Here is a 16,033-nt window from a genome sequence, read left to right as displayed (position 1 = left end):
CGGACCGTCAGCCGAGCAGCTTGACGATCGCGTCGGTGGTGTCCGTCTCGCCGAGGCGGGGGAAGATCCGCTCGACGCTGTTGTCGTGGGCCTCGGCGCTCATGTCGGTCACCGCGTCCGTGGCGACGGTGACGTGGTAGCCGTGCTCGTGCGCCGAGCGGGCGGTGGACTCGACGCCGATGCTGGTCGCGATGCCGGCCACCACGACCTGGGTGACGCCGCGGCGGCGCAGCTGCAGGTCGAGGTCGGTGCCGTAGAAGGCGCCCCACTGCTGCTTGGTGACGACGATGTCGCCCTTGGCCGGGCCGAGTTCGGGCACGATCTCGGCCCAGTCGGCGGCCGGCTGCCCGGACCGTGCGGGGCCCTCCGTACGGCCGGGGGCTCCGCCGGTGACGCGGACCAGGACGACCGGGAGGCCCTTGGCGCGGAAGGCGTCGGCAAGGGTCGCGGCGCGGGCGACCACCTCGGCGGCGGGGTGGGCGGTCGGCAGGCCGACGATGCCCTTCTGGAGGTCGACGACGATCAACGCGGTCTTCGGGTCGAGGGTGGTGGCGCTCATGGTGGTGCTCCTTGCCGGGTGGTGCTCGGGAGAGGGGACGGTGGTACGGGGGGGCGGGCGCCGGCGGCCGGGGAGCCGCACCCGCGATCGTCGCGCCCGGTCAGGAACCGACCAGGCGCTCGATGAGGGTCGCGGCCTCGGCGACGGTGCGCCGCTCGGCCCCGTCGAGTTCGGCGGCGACGGCCTCGGCGAGCCAGTTGCGCTTGGCTGCCCGTACCTCGGCGAGGGTGGTGCGGCCGGGGTCCGTCACCGACACGACCGACTTGCGGCCGTCGGCCGGATCGGGCGCCCGCTCGATGAGCCCCTGCTCCTCCAGGGCGCCCAGGGTCAGCCGCATGGACTGGGGGCGTACGAACTCGGCGCGGGCCAGATCGGCCGTGGTGGCCGGGCCCGCGTCCTCCAGCCGGGCCAGCACCGAGCGCTGGGTCGGGGTGAGCAGACTCTCCGACGACGAGGAACGCAGCCGTCGCAGCAGCCTGCCCACGACGGAGGCGAGCTGCTGCGCCACCTCCTCAGCGGTCGGGTCGGCGGGCGTGGTTCCGGACGACGGTTGCCTCATGCCCTCAACGTAAAAGATGCACAGGGCATCTTGCAAGGTTGCCTGTTCATTCCTGGATGGCCTTGCCCGTTTCCGGCCCGCGATCTAGGGTGAATGCGCTTTCAGAACGCGTACGCCGACACCTCTGTCGGCACGCGTCAGCGCAGAGAAGAAGCGGACGGTCGGTCGAGTGAGCGCCCCAACGGTGTACGACGTCGCGGAGCGGTCGGGCGTCTCCATCGCCACGGTTTCGCGGGTCTACCGCACCCCGGAATCCGTGCGCGCCCAGACCCGTGAGCGGGTCCTCGATGCGGCGCGCGAGCTCGGTTACGTACCGAGCGGCAACGCACGAGGACTGGCGAGCCGCACCACCGGAGTGCTCGGCCTGTGCTTCCCCGACTACGCCGACCCGGACGCCGAGGCCGACGCCGAGGCGGACAGCGACGCCGACGACGCGGTGATGCTCTACTCCGACCAGATCATCCGCGGCATGGAGCGCGCGGCCCGGCGGCACGGGTACGCGCTGCTGATCGCCGCGTCACTGGAGGGCGGCCCGGAGAGCCTGGTCGCGAAGGTCGCGGGGCGGGTCGACGGCTTCGCCGTCCTGGCGCAGACCGTGCCGACCGAGGACCTCGAAGTGATATCGCGCCGGCTGCCGGTGGTGATGCTCGCCGGACCTCGCGAGATCGACCACCTCGACCACATCGTCGTCGCCAACGCCGACGGCGAACGTGAGCTGACCCGCCACCTGATCGAGGACCACGGCCTGCGCCGGCTGGTCTTCGTCGGGGGCGACACCGACTCACCGGACGCGGAGGCCCGGTTCCGCGGCTTCCAGGACGCGTGCCGGGACGCCGGGCTGCCGGTGCCGGACGAGCCGGCCCTGCGGACGACGATGATGAAGCAGGCCGAGGGCGCGCTGGCGGCCGAGACGCTGCTGGACCGGGGCGGGGAAAGGCCCGAGGCGATGCTGTTCGCCAACGACCAGATGGCGGTGGGCGCCCTGCGCGCCCTGGCCCGGCGCGGCGTGCGGGTGCCCCAGGACATGGCGGTGACCGGCTTCGACGGGATTCCGCTCGGCCGGATCGTGCAGCCGCCGCTGACGACGGTGCGCCAGCCGATCCGCCGGCTGGGCGAGCAGGCGGTCGAGTTGCTGGTCCAGCGCCTGAGCGACACCGGCCGCGAGCCGGTGTCGCTCACCCTCCCGGTGTCCGTGATCCGCCGGACCAGCTGTGGCTGCGGCTGACCGGCGGGCGGCCCGGCTCCTTCAGTCCCGGCCGTCGGCGCCGCCGCCCGCTTCCGCGGGGGCGGGCCTGCCGACGGCCTCGGGCCACTTCTTGCGGGCACCCTGGCGGGTGATCCCCCAGGCGGCGCCCACCTGCTCGCAGTTCGCCCCGTAGGAGCCCGCGGTCCGTGCCGCGATCGCCGTCAGCCGCTTGACCTCCGCGTCGACGGCCTTCCAGGTGGCCGGCACCCATGCCCCATCCCTTAGCCCAGCCACTTCCCGAAGAAGGCGCTCCGCGCCGCCACCAGCCCTGCCACGTCCCGCTCCAGCCCGTCGTACGTGAAGTGCCCCGCCGGCAGCACCAGCAGTTCCCGCTCCCCCGCCAGCGCGTTGTGCACGGCGAACTGGCCCGGCGGCGGCACGGACGGGTCGAACAGCGCCGCGGCCACCAGCGTGGGCCGCTCCACGAACCCCGCAGCCGTCGCGGCGTCGAAGTAGCGCAGCGTTTCCACCACCTCGGGGTGTTCGCGGTGATACCCGCGCACGGACTCCCCGCTGCCCGCGCACTCCAGCGTGAGCCGCAGCGGGTGGTTCCCGAACGTGGGCACCGTCAGCTGCGCCGCACCGAACCGGTCGTCCCACGGCAGGGCCAGCGCCCCGAGCCCGCCGCCGAAGCTCTCCCCGAGGAGGCCCAGCCGGCCCGCCCCGGTGAGCTCCGGCACCAGCTCCCCGAGCGCGGAGGCCGCGCACCACAGGTCCGCCACGCAGTCGCCGATGACGTAGGTGTCGCGCGACGCGATGCCGTGCAGCACATGCCGCGCCGAGACGTCCGGGATGCCCGGCACGAGGCCACGCGCACCCATCCCCCGTACGCAGGGCAGGATCGCGGCGGACGAGGGCAGCGGCAGCGGCACGTCGGGCCCGGGCGCCTCCCGCCCCCCGTACCCGTGCCCGATGACGAACCCGTGGCGTACCGGCTCCGCCTCCACCGGCAGGGCCAGCCAGCCGCCCAGGCGCACCCCGCCCACCGAGGTGTACGTCACACCGTGGATCCGCACTCCGTCGCGCTCGTCCTCCAGCGGCCCTATCTCCGGGTCCGTGGCGACCTGGCGGGCCGCGTCGTACCGCGCCCGCCAGAAGTCCGCGAAGTCGTCGGGAGCGGGCGGCGCCGGCACGGCCCTGAGCTCGTCGAGGGTGTGCCCGTAGGCCGGATCGAAGGGGAAGTCATGCACGTACGAAGTCATGATCGCGACAATATCGCCGCCCCCGCTCCAGCCTTGGGGCTGCCCGGGCCCGGCCCCCTCGGCCTGGACAGCACTGGTACCAACCCTGCGGAATCAGTCACACCGCCACCTTTTCCGCAAACAGCACGCTTACCGTTCCAAGTTGAACATTCAGATGTCCAGGACGTTGCACGAGTGTGACCCAGCACCCTCTTGCGGATTTCCGAATCTCTGCCGCAGAGTGATGTATGCGCTTACAGGCAGCGCATACATCCGGATTGCTCAAGGAGGAGCCCTCCATGTCCCGCACCGCCAGAACCGCCTCCACCGGCATCGGTATCGCTGTCGTGCTCTCCCTCGGCCTCACCGCGTGCGGCAGCTCCGGGGGCGAGGACGTCGCCGCGGACAGCAAGCAGACGCTCACCGTCTGGGCCATGGGGGCCGAGGGCGAGAAGCTCGCGGACGTGGCCAAGGTGTACGAGAAGGCCAACCCGAACATCACCGTCAAGGTGACCCCGGTCGGCTGGGACGTCGCCCACCAGAAGCTCGTCTCCGCGGCCGCCGCCGGCACCATGCCGGACGTGGCGCAGATGGGCGGAAGCTACATGGGCGAGTTCTCCGAGCTCGGCGTGCTGGAGCCGGTCGACACCAAGATCTTCCAGGAGAAGGACTTCTTCCCGGCCGGCTGGAAGCAGGGCGAGGTCGACGGCCAGGCGTACGGCGTGCCGTGGTACGTCGACACCCGCGTCCTCTACTACCGCACCGACCTGGCAGAGAAGGCCGGCATCACCAAGGCTCCGGCCGACTGGAAGGAGATGCAGGCCCTCGCGACCGCCTACCAGAAGAAGGCGGACACCAAGTGGGGCCTGTCCATCCAGCCCAGCGGCCTGGACACGGTGCAGAACTTCTACTCCTTCCTGTACTCGGCCGGCGGCGAGATCGTCAACGACAAGGGCGAGGCCGTCATCGACAGCCCCGAGGCCGTCCGGGCGCTCAAGGAGTACGGCTCGTACTTCGACAAGGGGCTCTCCAACAAGTCCGTGCAGCCCGGCTACGACGTCGTGAAGGACTTCGGCAACGGCCGCGTCCCGATGTTCTTCGGCGGTCCCTGGCACGTCACCCTGCTGAACGAGGGCCAGCCGCAGCTCAAGGGCAAGTGGGCGGTGGCCAATGTGCCCGCCGACAAGTCCTCCACCTCCATGGCGGGCGGCTCCTCCCTGGTGATCTCCAAGGACAGCGAGCACAAGGCCGCGGCCACCGAGTTCATCAAGTACCTGACCGACACCAAGGGCCAGGCCGACTGGTACGAGCGCACCAAGGACCTGCCGGCCAACACCGCCGCCTGGACCTCCGGCGACCTCGCCGACGACGCCGACCTGCAGATCTTCAAGAAGCAGATGGACACCGCCAAGTCCTCCCCCTCGCTGCCCAACTGGACCGAGATCACCGACAAGGTCGACCAGGCCATCGCGAAGGTGACCCAGGGCAAGGCGTCCGCCGAGGACGCGCTGAAGACCGCGCAGTCCGAGATCGAAGGCCTCGTGAAGTAGGAGCCATGAGCACCACGACCGGAAAGGCCGCACAGCCGGCCAAGGTGCAGGCCGGGCCGGGGACCGCCGCGTCCCCGGCCGCCGGGCCGAAGGGCTCGCGAAGCCGCAGGAAGCCCTCGATGGGCGTGCAGAACATGGCCGGCTGGCTGTTCTCCACTCCCTTCCTGGTGCTCTTCCTCGTCTTCATGGCCGTCCCGATCATCGCCACGCTGGTGATGAGCTTCACGGACTTCGGGCTGCGCAACGTGACGCATCCGCTGGACGCGAACTTCATCGGCTTCGAGAACTACACCAAGCTGTTCAGCGACGAGAAGTTCCTCAAGTCGCTTTTCAACACGGCGTACTTCGTGGTCATCGGCGTGCCGCTGACGATCTTCCTCGGGCTGGTCGTCGCCGTCCTGCTGAACAACGGCATCGACCGGGCCCGGACCTTCTTCCGCGTCGGCTTCTACGCCCCGGTCGTCACCACCATCGTCGCGGTCGCCGTCGTCTGGCGGTTCGTCCTCGATCCGAGCGACGGTCTCGTCGCGGGCCTCTTCTCCGAAGTGGGCCTCACCGCGCCGGACTTCCTCGGCTCCGAGAAGCTGGCCATGCCCTCGATGATCGCGATGGCGGTCTGGCGGAACCTGGGCACGGTCATGGTGCTCTTCATCGCCGGCCTGCAGGCCATCCCCACCGAGGTGCGGGAGGCAGCACGGCTGGACGGCGCGAACATCTGGCAGGAGTTCAAGGGCATCACGGTCCCGCTGCTGCGGCCCACGCTGCTCTACGCCACGGTGATCACCACCATCGGCTACCTCAACGTCTTCGAGGAACCCTTCGTGATGACGCAGGGCGGCCCCTCGGACTCGACGCTCACCGTCTCGCTGAACATGTACCGCGAGGGCTTCAACTTCTTCCACATGGGCTATGCGAGCGCCATGGCGTATGTCCTCTTCGTAGTGATCATGGGCATCACGGTGCTGCAGCTCCGACTGCTGAAGGACAACACGAAATGAGCGCCACCAGTGCACCGGGCGCCGTCTCGACGGCGCCGTCGAAGGAGCCCGGACAGCCGGGCGGGGAGAAGCGACCGCGGTCCCTGAAGCGGGTCCTCGTCTACGTCCTGCTGTCGCTCGGCCTGCTGATCATGTCGGCGCCGTTCCTGTGGATGGCCCTGTCCGCGTTCAAGACCACGAACGAGCTGACCGCGAGCCCGCCGGTCTGGATCCCGACCGAGTGGACCCTGGACAACTTCCGGGACCTGCTCGACAAGCTCGATCTGCCGCTGTACTTCATGAACTCGGTGATCGTCGCGGTGCTGGTCACCGTCTCGAACCTGGTGTTCTGCTCGATGCTCGGGTACGCCCTGGCCAAGCTGAGGTTCGCCGGCCGGAACAAGATCTTCGGCCTGGTGCTCGGCGCCCTCATGGTGCCCGGCAACCTGATGCTGCTGCCGCTGTTCGTGCTGATGAGCAAGATGGGCCTGATCGACTCGTACGCCGGTCTGGTGCTGCCGTTCGCGGCGGGCGCCTTCGGGGTCTTCCTGATGCGGCAGTTCATGCAGTCGATCCCGGACGAGCTGCTGGAAGCGGCCCGGATGGACGGCGCCGGCGAGTGGTACATCTTCTGGCGGATCGTGATGCCGCTGGTGAAGCCCGCCCTGGCGACGCTGTCGATCTTCACGTTCCTGGGCTCCTGGAACAACTTCGTCTGGCCGCTCATCGCGACCAACGACCCCGACAAGTACACCCTCCCGGTCGCCCTGGCGACCTTCGCCACCGACCCGAACAAGGCGGGTGGCTCCAACGGCATGCTGATGGCCGGGTCCTTCCTGATCGTGCTGCCGGTCCTGGTCGTCTTCATCGCGCTCCAGCGGCACTTCACCCAGGGCATCGCCACCGCGGGCATGAAGTAGCCCGCCGGCCCACCGACACGTACAAGGCCCGCGCACCCCACACTCCGCGCCCGGCCACACCCCTTCACGCACCAGAAAGACAGTTTGCGATGACTCACACCCAGGTCCCGTTCCCCGAAGGCTTCCTGTGGGGCGCCTCCACGGCCGCCCACCAGATCGAGGGCAACAACACCAACAGCGACTGGTGGGTCAAGGAGCACACCGCGGGCACCCACATCCAGGAGCCCAGCCTGGACGCCTGCGACAGCTACCACCGCTGGCACGAGGACATGGACGTGCTGGCCGGACTGGGCTTCACCGACTACCGGTTCTCCATCGAGTGGGCCCGCATCGAGCCCGTCGAGGGACGCTTCTCCCGGGCCGAGCTCGCGCACTACCGCCGGATGGTCGAGGGCGCCATCGAGCGCGGACTGCGCCCCATGGTCACCCTGCACCACTTCACCGTGCCCCAGTGGTTCGAGGCCCGCGGCGGCTTCACCTCCGAGGGCGCGACCGAACTGTTCGCCCGTTACGTCGCGGCCTGCGCACCGGTCATCGCCGAAGGCGTCAGCCACGTGTGCACCATCAACGAGCCGAACATGATCGCCGTCATGGCGGGCCAGGCCAAGCGCGGTGACATCGGCTTCCCGCCCGCCGGTCTGCCGACCCCGGACGACGAGACCACCGTGGCCGTGATCGCCGCCCACCACGCGGCCGTCAAGGAGGTCAAGGCGATCAACGCGGACATCCGGGTCGGCTGGACCGTCGCCAACCAGGTCTACCAGGCCCTCCCCGGCGCCGAGGACGTCACCGCGGCCTACCGGTACCCCCGCGAGGACGTCTTCATCGAGGCCGCCCGCGGCGACGACTGGATCGGCGTCCAGTCCTACACCCGTACGAAGATCGGCACGGACGGGCCGATCCCGACCCCGGACGACGTCGAGCGCACCCTCACGCAGTGGGAGTACTACCCCTCCGCCGTCGGATACGCGCTGCGCCACACCGCCGAGGTCGTGGGCCCGGACATGCCGCTGATCGTCACCGAGAACGGCATCGCCACGGACGTGGACAGCCGCCGGATCGACTACTACACCGGCGCGCTCAACGAGGTCGCCTCCGCGCTGGAGGACGGCCTCAACATCCAGGGCTACCTGGCGTGGAGCGCGCTCGACAACTACGAGTGGGGCTCCTACGCGCCCGCCTTCGGCCTCATCGGCTGGGACCCGGAGACGTTCGAGCGGCTGCCGAAGCCGTCCGCCGTCTGGCTGGGGGAGATGGGCCGCACCCGCACCCTGCCGCGCGACGCCGGCTGAGACCGGCTCCTGGACCGGGAGCTCCTGACGGCTCCCGCCCGTACGGGAGCCGGCGGAACCTGACATCCGCCGGTTCCCGTGCGGCATCACCTCCGTGCCGCCCTCCGTACGGCCGATGGGCCCGCTCGCTCCCCCGCCTTCGTATCCGCGCGTCCGCGGGCCTCCTGTGCGCGGGCGTGCCGTGGCAATATGACCGGCATGAAGTCCTCCTGCCGAAAGGCGCATGCCGCGTAAGCGGCCCGGCGCGCTGCGCGCTCCCGAGAACCGCACACCCCTGTGGCTGCGCGAGCCGGGCAGGATCGGCTCGCTCTCGTTCGCCACCAGCACCGCCATCCGGCGTGTGGAGTACGCGTACGAGTTCTACGAGGTCCACCCGGGCGCCACCGAGATCGCTCTGCTCCGCTACCGACGCTTCCTCGCCCGCCCCGGGCGCGTCCTGTATCCGAGCCTTGCCCGGTGCAGCTGCCGAGGCTGCTCGCTCGACGACGTGACACACGTACGGGACCTCCTGGCCGAGGTGCTCGCCCTGCTGCCGGACCGGCCCCGGGCCGAGCTGTCCCGGCTCGTCACCCGGCTGGACCGCACGCTGCGGCGTCGCACGCTCCACTCCCCGCACGCCGCCGGGCATCCGTGGCGGAGCCGGGCCTGGTGGCGGATGCGCCTGTACGACGGGGAGGTGGACCCGCCGTGACGCCGGGTCCGGCCGGTGGCAGGGCCGCCCGGGGCCGAGGTGCGGTCCGGCGGCCGGGTCGCGGGGCCACTGAGGCAGACATAGCCTCGCAAACGTGATGCCGCCCGTGAGCCGAACCCGGATCCTCATACCGGGCCGGGCCCTGCTCGCCGTGCTGTTGACGGTGTGCTGGCTGGCCCTTCCCACCGCGACGGCCGCCCGTGCCGATGACCCCATCACGCTGTCCCGGGACGGGCAGATCACCGACAAGGTCGGTGCGCTCGGGGACCGCAGGGCCCAGGTGGTGACCGCGCTCGACCGGCTCTACGACCAGCGCCGCATCCAGCTCTTCGTGGCCTACGTCCGGGACTTCTCCGGGCGGTCCCCGCAGGACTGGGCCGACGAGACGGCCGGCCGCAACGGGCTCGGCCTCGACGACGTGCTGCTGGCCGTCGCCACCCACGACCGGCAGTACGCCTACTCCGTCGACCAGGGCTCCCGTCTCACCGACGCACAGCTCCAGGACGTGGCGAGCACCGCGATCGAACCGGCGCTCAAGGAAAACGACTGGGCGGGTGCCGCGATCGGGGCCGCCAACGGGTACTCCGCCGTCCTGGCCGGTTCGCCCGTCCCCACCCCGGCGATCACCCCGGGCGCCGACGACCCCGGCACGGGGAGCTCCGGCGGGACGAGTACCGGGGACCTGGTGCTGCCGATCGTGCTCGTCGGCGGCGTCGCGGCGGTCGCCGCGTACGCGTTCACCCGGCGCAAGCGGCGCGCCGCCACCCGTACGACGCCCGGCGCGACCGGCTGGGGGCCGGCCGGAGGCGGGCGCGAGGAACCGCCGCAGCCGCCCACCCCGCTCCCCGAACTCGACGCGCGGACCAAGGAGACGCTCGTCGCCACGGACGACGCGGTCCGCACGAGCGAGGAGGAACTCGGATTCGCCACCGCCCAGTTCGGCGAGGAGGCCGCCGCACCGTTCACGGAGGCGGTCACGTACGCCAAGGGTGAGCTGACGACGGCGTTCCGGTTGCGTCAGCAGCTCGACGACGCCTTCCCCGAGGACGACGCCACGCGCCGGCGGTTGCTGGACGAGATCATCAGCCGGTGCGCGGACGCCAACGGCCGCCTGGACGACGTCTCCGAGGACTTCGACCGGCTGCGGGAACTGGAACGCGACGCCCCGCAGGCACTGGCCGCGGCCGAGACCGCCTTCCGTGCGCTCGCCGGCCGGGTCACCGCCGCCGAAGCCACGCTCACCACCCTGCGCAGCCGCTACGCGGAGTCCGCGTCGGCCCCCGCGGCGGGCGACATCGAGCAGGCCAAGGACCGGCTCGTCTTCGCGACGTCGTCGCTCAACCAGGCCCGCCAGGCCGTGGACGGAGGTGATCGCTCCGCGGCGGCGGTGTACGTACGGGCCACCGAGGGCGCGGTCGGCCAGGCGGCCACGCTCGTCGACGCCGTCGACCGGCGCGCGCGGGAACTGGAGGAGGCCGCGGCCAAGCTGCAGGCGGCGCTCACCGAGACGGAGACGGACCTGGCGGACGCGGGAGGGCTGCTGGAGGGCACGGCGGAGGGCATGTCCACCGCGGACCTGCGCGGCCGGATCGCCCGCGCGCAGACCGTGGCCCGCGATGTGCGGGCGGAGCTGGGCGCGGGCGCGTACGACCCGATCGACGCCCTGCGGCGGGTGGAGGAGGCCGACGCGGTGCTGGACGAGGCGCTGGCCGGGGCGCGCGAGCAGGAGCGGGGCAACCGGCGGGCCCGCTCCCTGCTCGACCAGACGATGCTCACCGCGCGGTCGGCCGTCGGCGGCGCCGCCGACTACGTCACCACGAACCGAGGAGCGGTCGGCAGTCAGGCCAGGACCCGGCTGGCGGAGGCGCAGCGGCGGCTGGAACGGGCCGGCGAGCTGGCCGGGACGGACGATCCGCAGGCCGCGCTGGCCGAGGCGCAACGGGCGGACGCGCTGGCCGGTGAGGCGCGGAGCCTCGCGGAGCAGGACGTGCGCGCGTACGGGGGCCGCGGCGGGCCGGGCGGCGGGATGCCGGGAGGCGGCGGGGACATGGGCGGCGCGGTTCTCGGCGGGATCATCCTCGGCGGGCTCCTGGGCGGCGGAGGCGGCCGAGGGGGCGGATTCGGCGGGGGCGGGTTCGGCGGGGGCTTCGGCGGGGGCGGCGGACCGGGAAGTTTCGGCGGCGGGGGCACCCGCGGCCGGCGGGGCGGTGGCGGCCGCTTCTGAACGAGTGCCCCGCCCGTACCCGTCACGTTGCTCAGCAGGACCGGACCACACAGGAGAGGTGCCATGACCAAGCAGACCATTCTCGGACGCGTCACCCAGCTGGCGAAGGCGAACATCAACGCGCTGCTCGACCAGGCCGAGGACCCGCAGAAGATGCTGGACCAGCTGATCCGCGAGTACACGTCCAACATCTCGGAGGCCGAACAGGCCGTGGCCGCCACCATCGGCAATCTGCGCCTCATGGAGCAGGACCACCGCGAGGACGTGGCGGCGGCCAAGGAGTGGGGCGAGAAGGCACTCGCCGCCAGCCGCAAGGCCGATGAGCTGCGGGCGGGCGGATCGGGCCCGGACGCCGACAAGTTCGACAACCTGGCCAAGGTCGCGCTCGGGCGCCAGCTCCAGTCGGAGAAGGAGGCGAAGACGGCGGAGCCCACGATCGCCTCCCAGTCCGAGGTGGTGGACAAGCTCAAGGCGGGCCTGGACCAGATGAAGACGAAGCTGACGGAGCTCAAGTCCAAGCGTGACGAGCTGGTCGCCCGCGCGAAGTCCGCCCAGGCGCAGAACCAGATGATGGACTCCGTCAAGAACATCAACGTCCTGGACCCGACCAGCGAGATCAGCCGGTTCGAGGACAAGGTGCGGCGCGAGGAGGCGAAGGCGCTGGGCAAGCAGGAGCTCGCCGCATCGTCGCTGGACGCGCAGTTCGAGCAGCTGGACACGCTGGGCGACAGCGCCGAGGTGGAGGCCCGCCTCGCCGCTCTGAAGACCGCTTCGTGAATCCGCCGGGAGCCGGTCTCAGAACATGCTGAGCAGTTCCTCCACCGTGCGCTCGGCGGCCGGCGCGCCGTCGGGCAGCGGGAGTTCGAACCAGACGGTCTTGCCGCGCGGTGTCCGGCGCGACCCCCAGGCCGCGCTCAGCAGCCCGACCAGCTGGAGTCCGCGGCCGCCCTCGTCCGTGTCGCGTGCGCGCCTGCGCCGCGGCTGGACGAGACCCGCGTCCCACACCTCGCACACGAGGGTGCGGTCGCGCAGCAGTCTCAGCCGGATCTCGCCCTCGCCGTACCGCAGGGCGTTGGTGACGAGTTCGCTGACCAGCAGTTCGGTGGTGTCCACCAGGTCTTCGAGGTCCCAGGCGATCAGCCGGCCGCGGGCGAGTTCGCGGGCGCGGCCGACCGAGCGGGGCTCGCGGGGCAGCCGCCAGTCGCCGACGGCGTCGGCCGGCAGCCCCTGGATGCGGGCCATCAGCAGGGCGATGTCGTCCTCGCCGTGCCGGGTGTCGAGCGAGCTCAGTACGTGGTCGCAGACGTCCTCGAGTGGCCGGGCCGGTTCGACGAGGGCTTCGCGCAGCGCTTCGAGTCCCTCGTCCAGCGGATGGTCGCGGGACTCGACGAGGCCGTCGGTGTAGAGGGCGAGGAGGGCGCCCTCCTTGAGCTCCACCTCGACCTCCTCGAAGGGTTCGCCGCCGACGCCGAGCGGCATGCCGGGCGGTACGTCGAGGAGCAGCGCGGCTTCGCCCGGCTCGACGACGACGGGGGGCAGATGACCGGCGTTGGCGAAGGTGCAGCGCCGGGTGACGGGGTCGTAGACGGCGTAGACGCAGGTGGCGAGATAGACCTCGGAGAGGTCCGCCTCGCGTGACTTGTGGGCGGCCCGCGACGGCCACTGAGCGCCGCCGCCCGCGTCGGACGAGGTACCGGCGCCGGGGGTTCCGAGGCCCCGGGCGACCTCGTCGAGCGCGGAGAGGACTTCGGCGGGCTCCAGGTCGAGGAGGGCCAGGGTTCTCACGGCGGTGCGCAGTTCGCCCATGGCCACGGCGGCGCGCAGTCCGCGGCCCATCACGTCACCGACGACGAGGGCGGTGCGGTGGCCGGGGAGCTCGATCACGTCGAACCAGTCGCCGCCCACCTCGGTCGCCGTGTTGCCGGGCAGGTAGCGGCAGGCGATGTCGAGTCCGGCGGCCTCGGGGTCGCCGGGCGGCAGGAGGCTGCGCTGGAGTATCAGCGCGCGTTCGTGCTCGCGGCGGTAGAGGCGGGCGTTGTCGATGCAGACGGCGGCGCGTGCGGCGAGTTCGCCGGCCAGGGCGCGGTCCCGCTCCCCGAAGGGTTCGCTGCCCTTGGTACGGGAGAACCGTGCGAGGCCGACCACGGTGTCGTGGGCGACCAGTGGCACGGCCAGCGTGGACTGGACGAAGCCGCGGTCGTCGCCGGGCACGTCCTCCACATGGCCGGTGCGCAGGGCGATGGCGCAGGGCGAGCCGAAGGGGTAGTGGTGCAGCGCGCCGACGGCGGGCGGGCCCTCGGCCGTGTGGGGTTCGGCGTCGGACGAGGGGTCGGGGATGCCGGGCAGGGCGTCCGACACGGCGCTGGCGAAGGCGACGCGGCGCAGTTCGGCGGAGCCGCCGACCGCTTCCCCCTGCAGGGAGCCGCCGCTGCCGGGCGGCGTCTCCTCGCCCGTGAGCAGGGCCTGGTAGAGGTCGACGGACGCGAGGTCGCAGAAGCCGGGTACGGCGACGTCGAGGAGTTCGCGTGCGGTCGTCTCCAGGTCGAGGGAGTTGCCGATACGGGCGCTCGCCTCGTTGAGGAGGGCGAGGTTGCGCCGGGCGCTGGCGGCCTCCCGGGCGGCGATGTGGCGCCGGGTCACATCGGTGGCCAGTCCGGCGATGCCGATGGGACGGCCCGAGCCGCTGTGCACCCGGTAGAGGTTCATCGACCAGTGGCGGCGCTCGGTGTCGCCGGGGGCGGTACCGACGAGCTGGAGGTCGGTGACGGAGTCGCCGGTGGCCAGGACGCGTTCGAGCGTCGCCGTCAGCCGGTCCGCCTCCGCGGCCCCGAGGTAGTCGTGGACCGTACGGCCGCGGTGGTCGTCGGCCCGGCCGCCGAAGACGGTGGCGAACCGCTGGTTGGCCCGCACCACGGTGAGGTCGGTGCCGAACAGTACGAACCCGAAAGGGGATTGGCCGAAAATCGCCTGCGAGGCCGCGAGGTCCGTCTCGATGCGCCGCAGGGCGCGGACGTCCACCACGATGCAGACCGCGGCCCGTTCACCGGTCGCCGTCTCGCTCGGCATCACATAGATCTCGGCGAGCCCGTGCACCGCGTCCTCGCCCGGCATCCGGAAGGGGACGAGGCCCGTCCACTCCTTGCCGTCGAGCACCTCGCCGATCCGGCGGTGGCCGTCCCGGCGCAGCTCGGCCGGCATGAAGGCCTCGACCGGGTCCCTGCCCATGGCCTCGTGAGCGGCAACGCCGAAGAGACCGGCGGCCCGGCGGCTCCACTGCTCGATCAGGCCATCGGGGCCGATCGAGAAGGAGGCGACCCTGATGTAGTCGTAGATCGAGCCAGGCGGACTGCTCTGCCACACCACGTCGCCCGCTGTCCCAGGTATCTCGCTCACGCGACCGTCCCCTCCAGCTCACACACCGGACCGGTCCTGCCCGCAGTATTCAGCACTACGGCCCCGACCGACACGGCGTTCACGATCACAGCACGGTCTCAGTCCGTTTCGGCCAGATTCCGACCGGCCGATTTCGACCTTCCCACCGTGATCGCTGTTCGTCCCACCTCACTCCTAACCAGGCAGGGCCAGCTCGAACCACACCGTCTTGCCGCTCTTTCCGCGCCGGGTCCCCCAACGGCGGGCCGAACAGGCCACGAGCTGCAGCCCTCTGCCGCCTTCGTCGTCGGGTCCAGCCAAACGTTCGGTGGGCGGATCCGGAAGCGGATCGGAGACCTCCACGAGGAGACCGGGGTGCGCGGCCGGGCCTTCGCCATCAGGACGGGGGCGTACCAGCCGCACCCCGATGGGGCCCGCCGTGTAGCGCATCGAGTTGGTCACCAGCTCGCTGACCAGCAGAACCGTCACATCCCCGACGGCCGCGTCGAGCCCCCAACAGGTCAGCGCCTCGTGGACGGCGTGCCGTGCCGTGCGCACGGCACCGGGAACAGCCGGAAAGCTCCACTCCGCGCTGTCGCCTTCCGTATCGATCACGCCGATCACTTCCCAGGGTCGGCAACGGGAACGTCCTGATTGCGGGGGCTAAACATCACATACCCGAAATTCCAGACGAAATACCGCTGCTGTCGACACGTGGGGCGTACGGGTGTAGGCGCGTGCGCACGAACGGCTGTACGTGGAGGGAGGGGGCGCACGGGGCTCGGCGAAGAGCCCTGACTCAGCGCTGTGCGCCGCCGGGCTGCCGACGTACGGCTTCGGCCACTGCGGGCAGGTCCTGTTCCAGCCAGTCCACCGTGCCGCTCTCGCCCGGTCCGAGCCAGCGCAGCTCGTCGTGGTCCTGGAGCGGCGCGGGCACCCCGGACACCAGCCGGGCCGTCCACACATGGAGCACATAGCCCGGCTTGAGCGGCCACTCACCGGGGATGCGCTCCAGCGGCTCGGCCTCGACGCCCAGCTCCTCGCGGAGCTCGCGGACGAGCGCCTGCTCGCCGCTCTCCCCCGGCTCCACCTTGCCGCCGGGCAGCTCCCAGCGTCCGGCCAGCTCGGGCGGGGCGCTGCGGCGCGCGGCCAGCAGCCGCCCCCGGTCGTAGACGGCTCCGGCCACCACCACGCGATCAGTCATGGTGCGGAGCGTAACGCCCCGTCACGGACGCCCGGACAGACGCCCGCAGGGGGCGCACTACGGGCGGGCGGTCTGCCCTATGCGCTCGACCCAGTAGAGCTGCTTGTGGCCGTGGCTCTCCAGCTTGTCGGCGGTTTTCTGCGCCTCGTCCTGCGTGGCGTACCTGCCCACGCGGTAGCGGTTGCCGTTGTCGTCCTGCCGTATCACCAGCCAAGGGAGCACGGCACCGCTGTCGCTCATCGTGTCCCTCCCGAGCAT

The 16,033-nt window shown here is 71.5% G+C and carries 16 protein-coding genes; 8 read left to right on the top strand and 8 right to left on the bottom strand.

Annotated elements, in window-relative coordinates; all coding sequences use genetic code 11:
- Positions 1-7 precede the first annotated feature (7 nt).
- Entirely contained in the window at positions 8-559 is a 552-nt protein-coding gene (locus OG446_RS24985; protein WP_328896135.1) for an isochorismatase family protein, read from the bottom strand.
- 100 nt (positions 560-659) lie between these two features.
- Positions 660-1,118 (bottom strand): MarR family winged helix-turn-helix transcriptional regulator, encoded by a 459-nt coding sequence (locus OG446_RS24980; protein WP_328896134.1) that lies wholly within the window; start codon positions 1,116-1,118, stop codon positions 660-662.
- A gap of 169 nt (positions 1,119-1,287) precedes the next feature.
- Here OG446_RS24980 and OG446_RS24975 point away from each other — a divergent pair, with 169 nt between their 5' ends.
- The gene (locus OG446_RS24975) at positions 1,288-2,343 is read left to right on the top strand and encodes a LacI family DNA-binding transcriptional regulator (protein ID WP_328896133.1); all 1,056 of its coding nucleotides are present in this window, start codon (positions 1,288-1,290) and stop codon (positions 2,341-2,343) included.
- A gap of 21 nt (positions 2,344-2,364) precedes the next feature.
- Here the strand turns inward: OG446_RS24975 and OG446_RS24970 are convergent, their stop codons facing one another.
- Together OG446_RS24970 and OG446_RS24965 are read right to left on the bottom strand one after the other, a co-directional pair.
- A complete protein-coding gene (locus OG446_RS24970; RefSeq protein ID WP_328896132.1) occupies positions 2,365-2,571 on the bottom strand; it encodes a hypothetical protein in 207 nt (68 codons plus the stop codon).
- Between the two features lie 14 nt (positions 2,572-2,585).
- On the bottom strand, positions 2,586-3,566 hold the full coding sequence (locus OG446_RS24965) for an acetylxylan esterase (RefSeq protein WP_328896131.1): 981 nt from the start codon (positions 3,564-3,566) through the stop codon (positions 2,586-2,588).
- Between the two features lie 278 nt (positions 3,567-3,844).
- On the opposite strand from OG446_RS24965, the gene OG446_RS24960 reads away from it, so the two are divergent.
- The 7 genes from OG446_RS24960 to OG446_RS24930 all read left to right on the top strand — a co-directional run bounded on the left by OG446_RS24960 (position 3,845) and on the right by OG446_RS24930 (position 11,976).
- A complete protein-coding gene (locus tag OG446_RS24960) occupies positions 3,845-5,095 on the top strand; it encodes a sugar ABC transporter substrate-binding protein (protein WP_328896130.1) in 1,251 nt (416 codons plus the stop codon).
- A gap of 5 nt (positions 5,096-5,100) precedes the next feature.
- Positions 5,101-6,093 (top strand): carbohydrate ABC transporter permease, encoded by a 993-nt coding sequence (locus OG446_RS24955; protein ID WP_328896129.1) that lies wholly within the window; start codon positions 5,101-5,103, stop codon positions 6,091-6,093.
- Positions 6,090-6,992 (top strand): carbohydrate ABC transporter permease, encoded by a 903-nt coding sequence (locus OG446_RS24950; RefSeq protein WP_328896128.1) that lies wholly within the window; start codon positions 6,090-6,092, stop codon positions 6,990-6,992. The genes OG446_RS24955 and OG446_RS24950 overlap by 4 nt, the downstream gene beginning before the upstream one ends.
- An 89-nt stretch (positions 6,993-7,081) precedes the next feature.
- Positions 7,082-8,284 (top strand): glycoside hydrolase family 1 protein, encoded by a 1,203-nt coding sequence (locus OG446_RS24945; protein WP_328896127.1) that lies wholly within the window; start codon positions 7,082-7,084, stop codon positions 8,282-8,284.
- 223 nt (positions 8,285-8,507) lie between these two features.
- Positions 8,508-8,975 carry a hypothetical protein gene (locus OG446_RS24940; RefSeq protein WP_328896126.1) on the top strand — a complete coding sequence of 156 codons (468 nt, stop codon included), beginning with the start codon at positions 8,508-8,510 and terminating at the stop codon, positions 8,973-8,975.
- Between the two features lie 106 nt (positions 8,976-9,081).
- Positions 9,082-11,199 carry a TPM domain-containing protein gene (locus OG446_RS24935; RefSeq protein ID WP_328896125.1) on the top strand — a complete coding sequence of 706 codons (2,118 nt, stop codon included), beginning with the start codon at positions 9,082-9,084 and terminating at the stop codon, positions 11,197-11,199.
- Positions 11,200-11,262: 63 nt separating this feature from the next.
- Positions 11,263-11,976 (top strand): PspA/IM30 family protein, encoded by a 714-nt coding sequence (locus OG446_RS24930; RefSeq protein ID WP_328896124.1) that lies wholly within the window; start codon positions 11,263-11,265, stop codon positions 11,974-11,976.
- An 18-nt stretch (positions 11,977-11,994) separates the two neighbouring features.
- Here the strand turns inward: OG446_RS24930 and OG446_RS24925 are convergent, their stop codons facing one another.
- The 4 genes from OG446_RS24925 to OG446_RS24910 form a co-directional block, all read right to left on the bottom strand.
- Positions 11,995-14,559 (bottom strand): SpoIIE family protein phosphatase, encoded by a 2,565-nt coding sequence (locus OG446_RS24925; protein ID WP_328898406.1) that lies wholly within the window; start codon positions 14,557-14,559, stop codon positions 11,995-11,997.
- A 207-nt stretch (positions 14,560-14,766) separates the two neighbouring features.
- Positions 14,767-15,195 carry an ATP-binding protein gene (locus tag OG446_RS24920; protein WP_328896123.1) on the bottom strand — a complete coding sequence of 143 codons (429 nt, stop codon included), beginning with the start codon at positions 15,193-15,195 and terminating at the stop codon, positions 14,767-14,769.
- Positions 15,196-15,370: 175 nt separating this feature from the next.
- Entirely contained in the window at positions 15,371-15,775 is a 405-nt protein-coding gene (locus OG446_RS24915) for a (deoxy)nucleoside triphosphate pyrophosphohydrolase (RefSeq protein WP_328896122.1), read from the bottom strand.
- Positions 15,776-15,832: 57 nt separating this feature from the next.
- On the bottom strand, positions 15,833-16,033 hold the full coding sequence (locus tag OG446_RS24910) for an SPOR domain-containing protein (RefSeq protein ID WP_326658177.1): 201 nt from the start codon (positions 16,031-16,033) through the stop codon (positions 15,833-15,835).

This window comes from Streptomyces sp. NBC_00236, assembly GCF_036195045.1.
Taxonomy (GTDB): Bacteria; Actinomycetota; Actinomycetes; order Streptomycetales; family Streptomycetaceae; genus Streptomyces.
This window is presented reverse-complemented; position numbering and strand designations above follow the sequence as displayed.

What these genes read in the sequence shown, in the direction of transcription:
- OG446_RS24950 (WP_328896128.1), top strand. Translation starts at nt 6,090, where the DNA reads ATGAGCGCCACCAGTGCACCGGGCGCCGTCTCGACGGCGCCGTCGAAG.
- OG446_RS24960 (WP_328896130.1), top strand. Translation starts at nt 3,845, where the DNA reads ATGTCCCGCACCGCCAGAACCGCCTCCACCGGCATCGGTATCGCTGTC.
- OG446_RS24915 (WP_328896122.1), bottom strand. Translation starts at nt 15,775, where the DNA reads ATGACTGATCGCGTGGTGGTGGCCGGAGCCGTCTACGACCGGGGGCGG.
- OG446_RS24985 (WP_328896135.1), bottom strand. Translation starts at nt 559, where the DNA reads ATGAGCGCCACCACCCTCGACCCGAAGACCGCGTTGATCGTCGTCGAC.
- OG446_RS24930 (WP_328896124.1), top strand. Translation starts at nt 11,263, where the DNA reads ATGACCAAGCAGACCATTCTCGGACGCGTCACCCAGCTGGCGAAGGCG.
- OG446_RS24965 (WP_328896131.1), bottom strand. Translation starts at nt 3,566, where the DNA reads ATGACTTCGTACGTGCATGACTTCCCCTTCGATCCGGCCTACGGGCAC.
- OG446_RS24945 (WP_328896127.1), top strand. Translation starts at nt 7,082, where the DNA reads ATGACTCACACCCAGGTCCCGTTCCCCGAAGGCTTCCTGTGGGGCGCC.
- OG446_RS24940 (WP_328896126.1), top strand. Translation starts at nt 8,508, where the DNA reads ATGCCGCGTAAGCGGCCCGGCGCGCTGCGCGCTCCCGAGAACCGCACA.
- OG446_RS24980 (WP_328896134.1), bottom strand. Translation starts at nt 1,118, where the DNA reads ATGAGGCAACCGTCGTCCGGAACCACGCCCGCCGACCCGACCGCTGAG.
- OG446_RS24955 (WP_328896129.1), top strand. Translation starts at nt 5,101, where the DNA reads ATGAGCACCACGACCGGAAAGGCCGCACAGCCGGCCAAGGTGCAGGCC.
- OG446_RS24910 (WP_326658177.1), bottom strand. Translation starts at nt 16,033, where the DNA reads ATGCTCGGGAGGGACACGATGAGCGACAGCGGTGCCGTGCTCCCTTGG.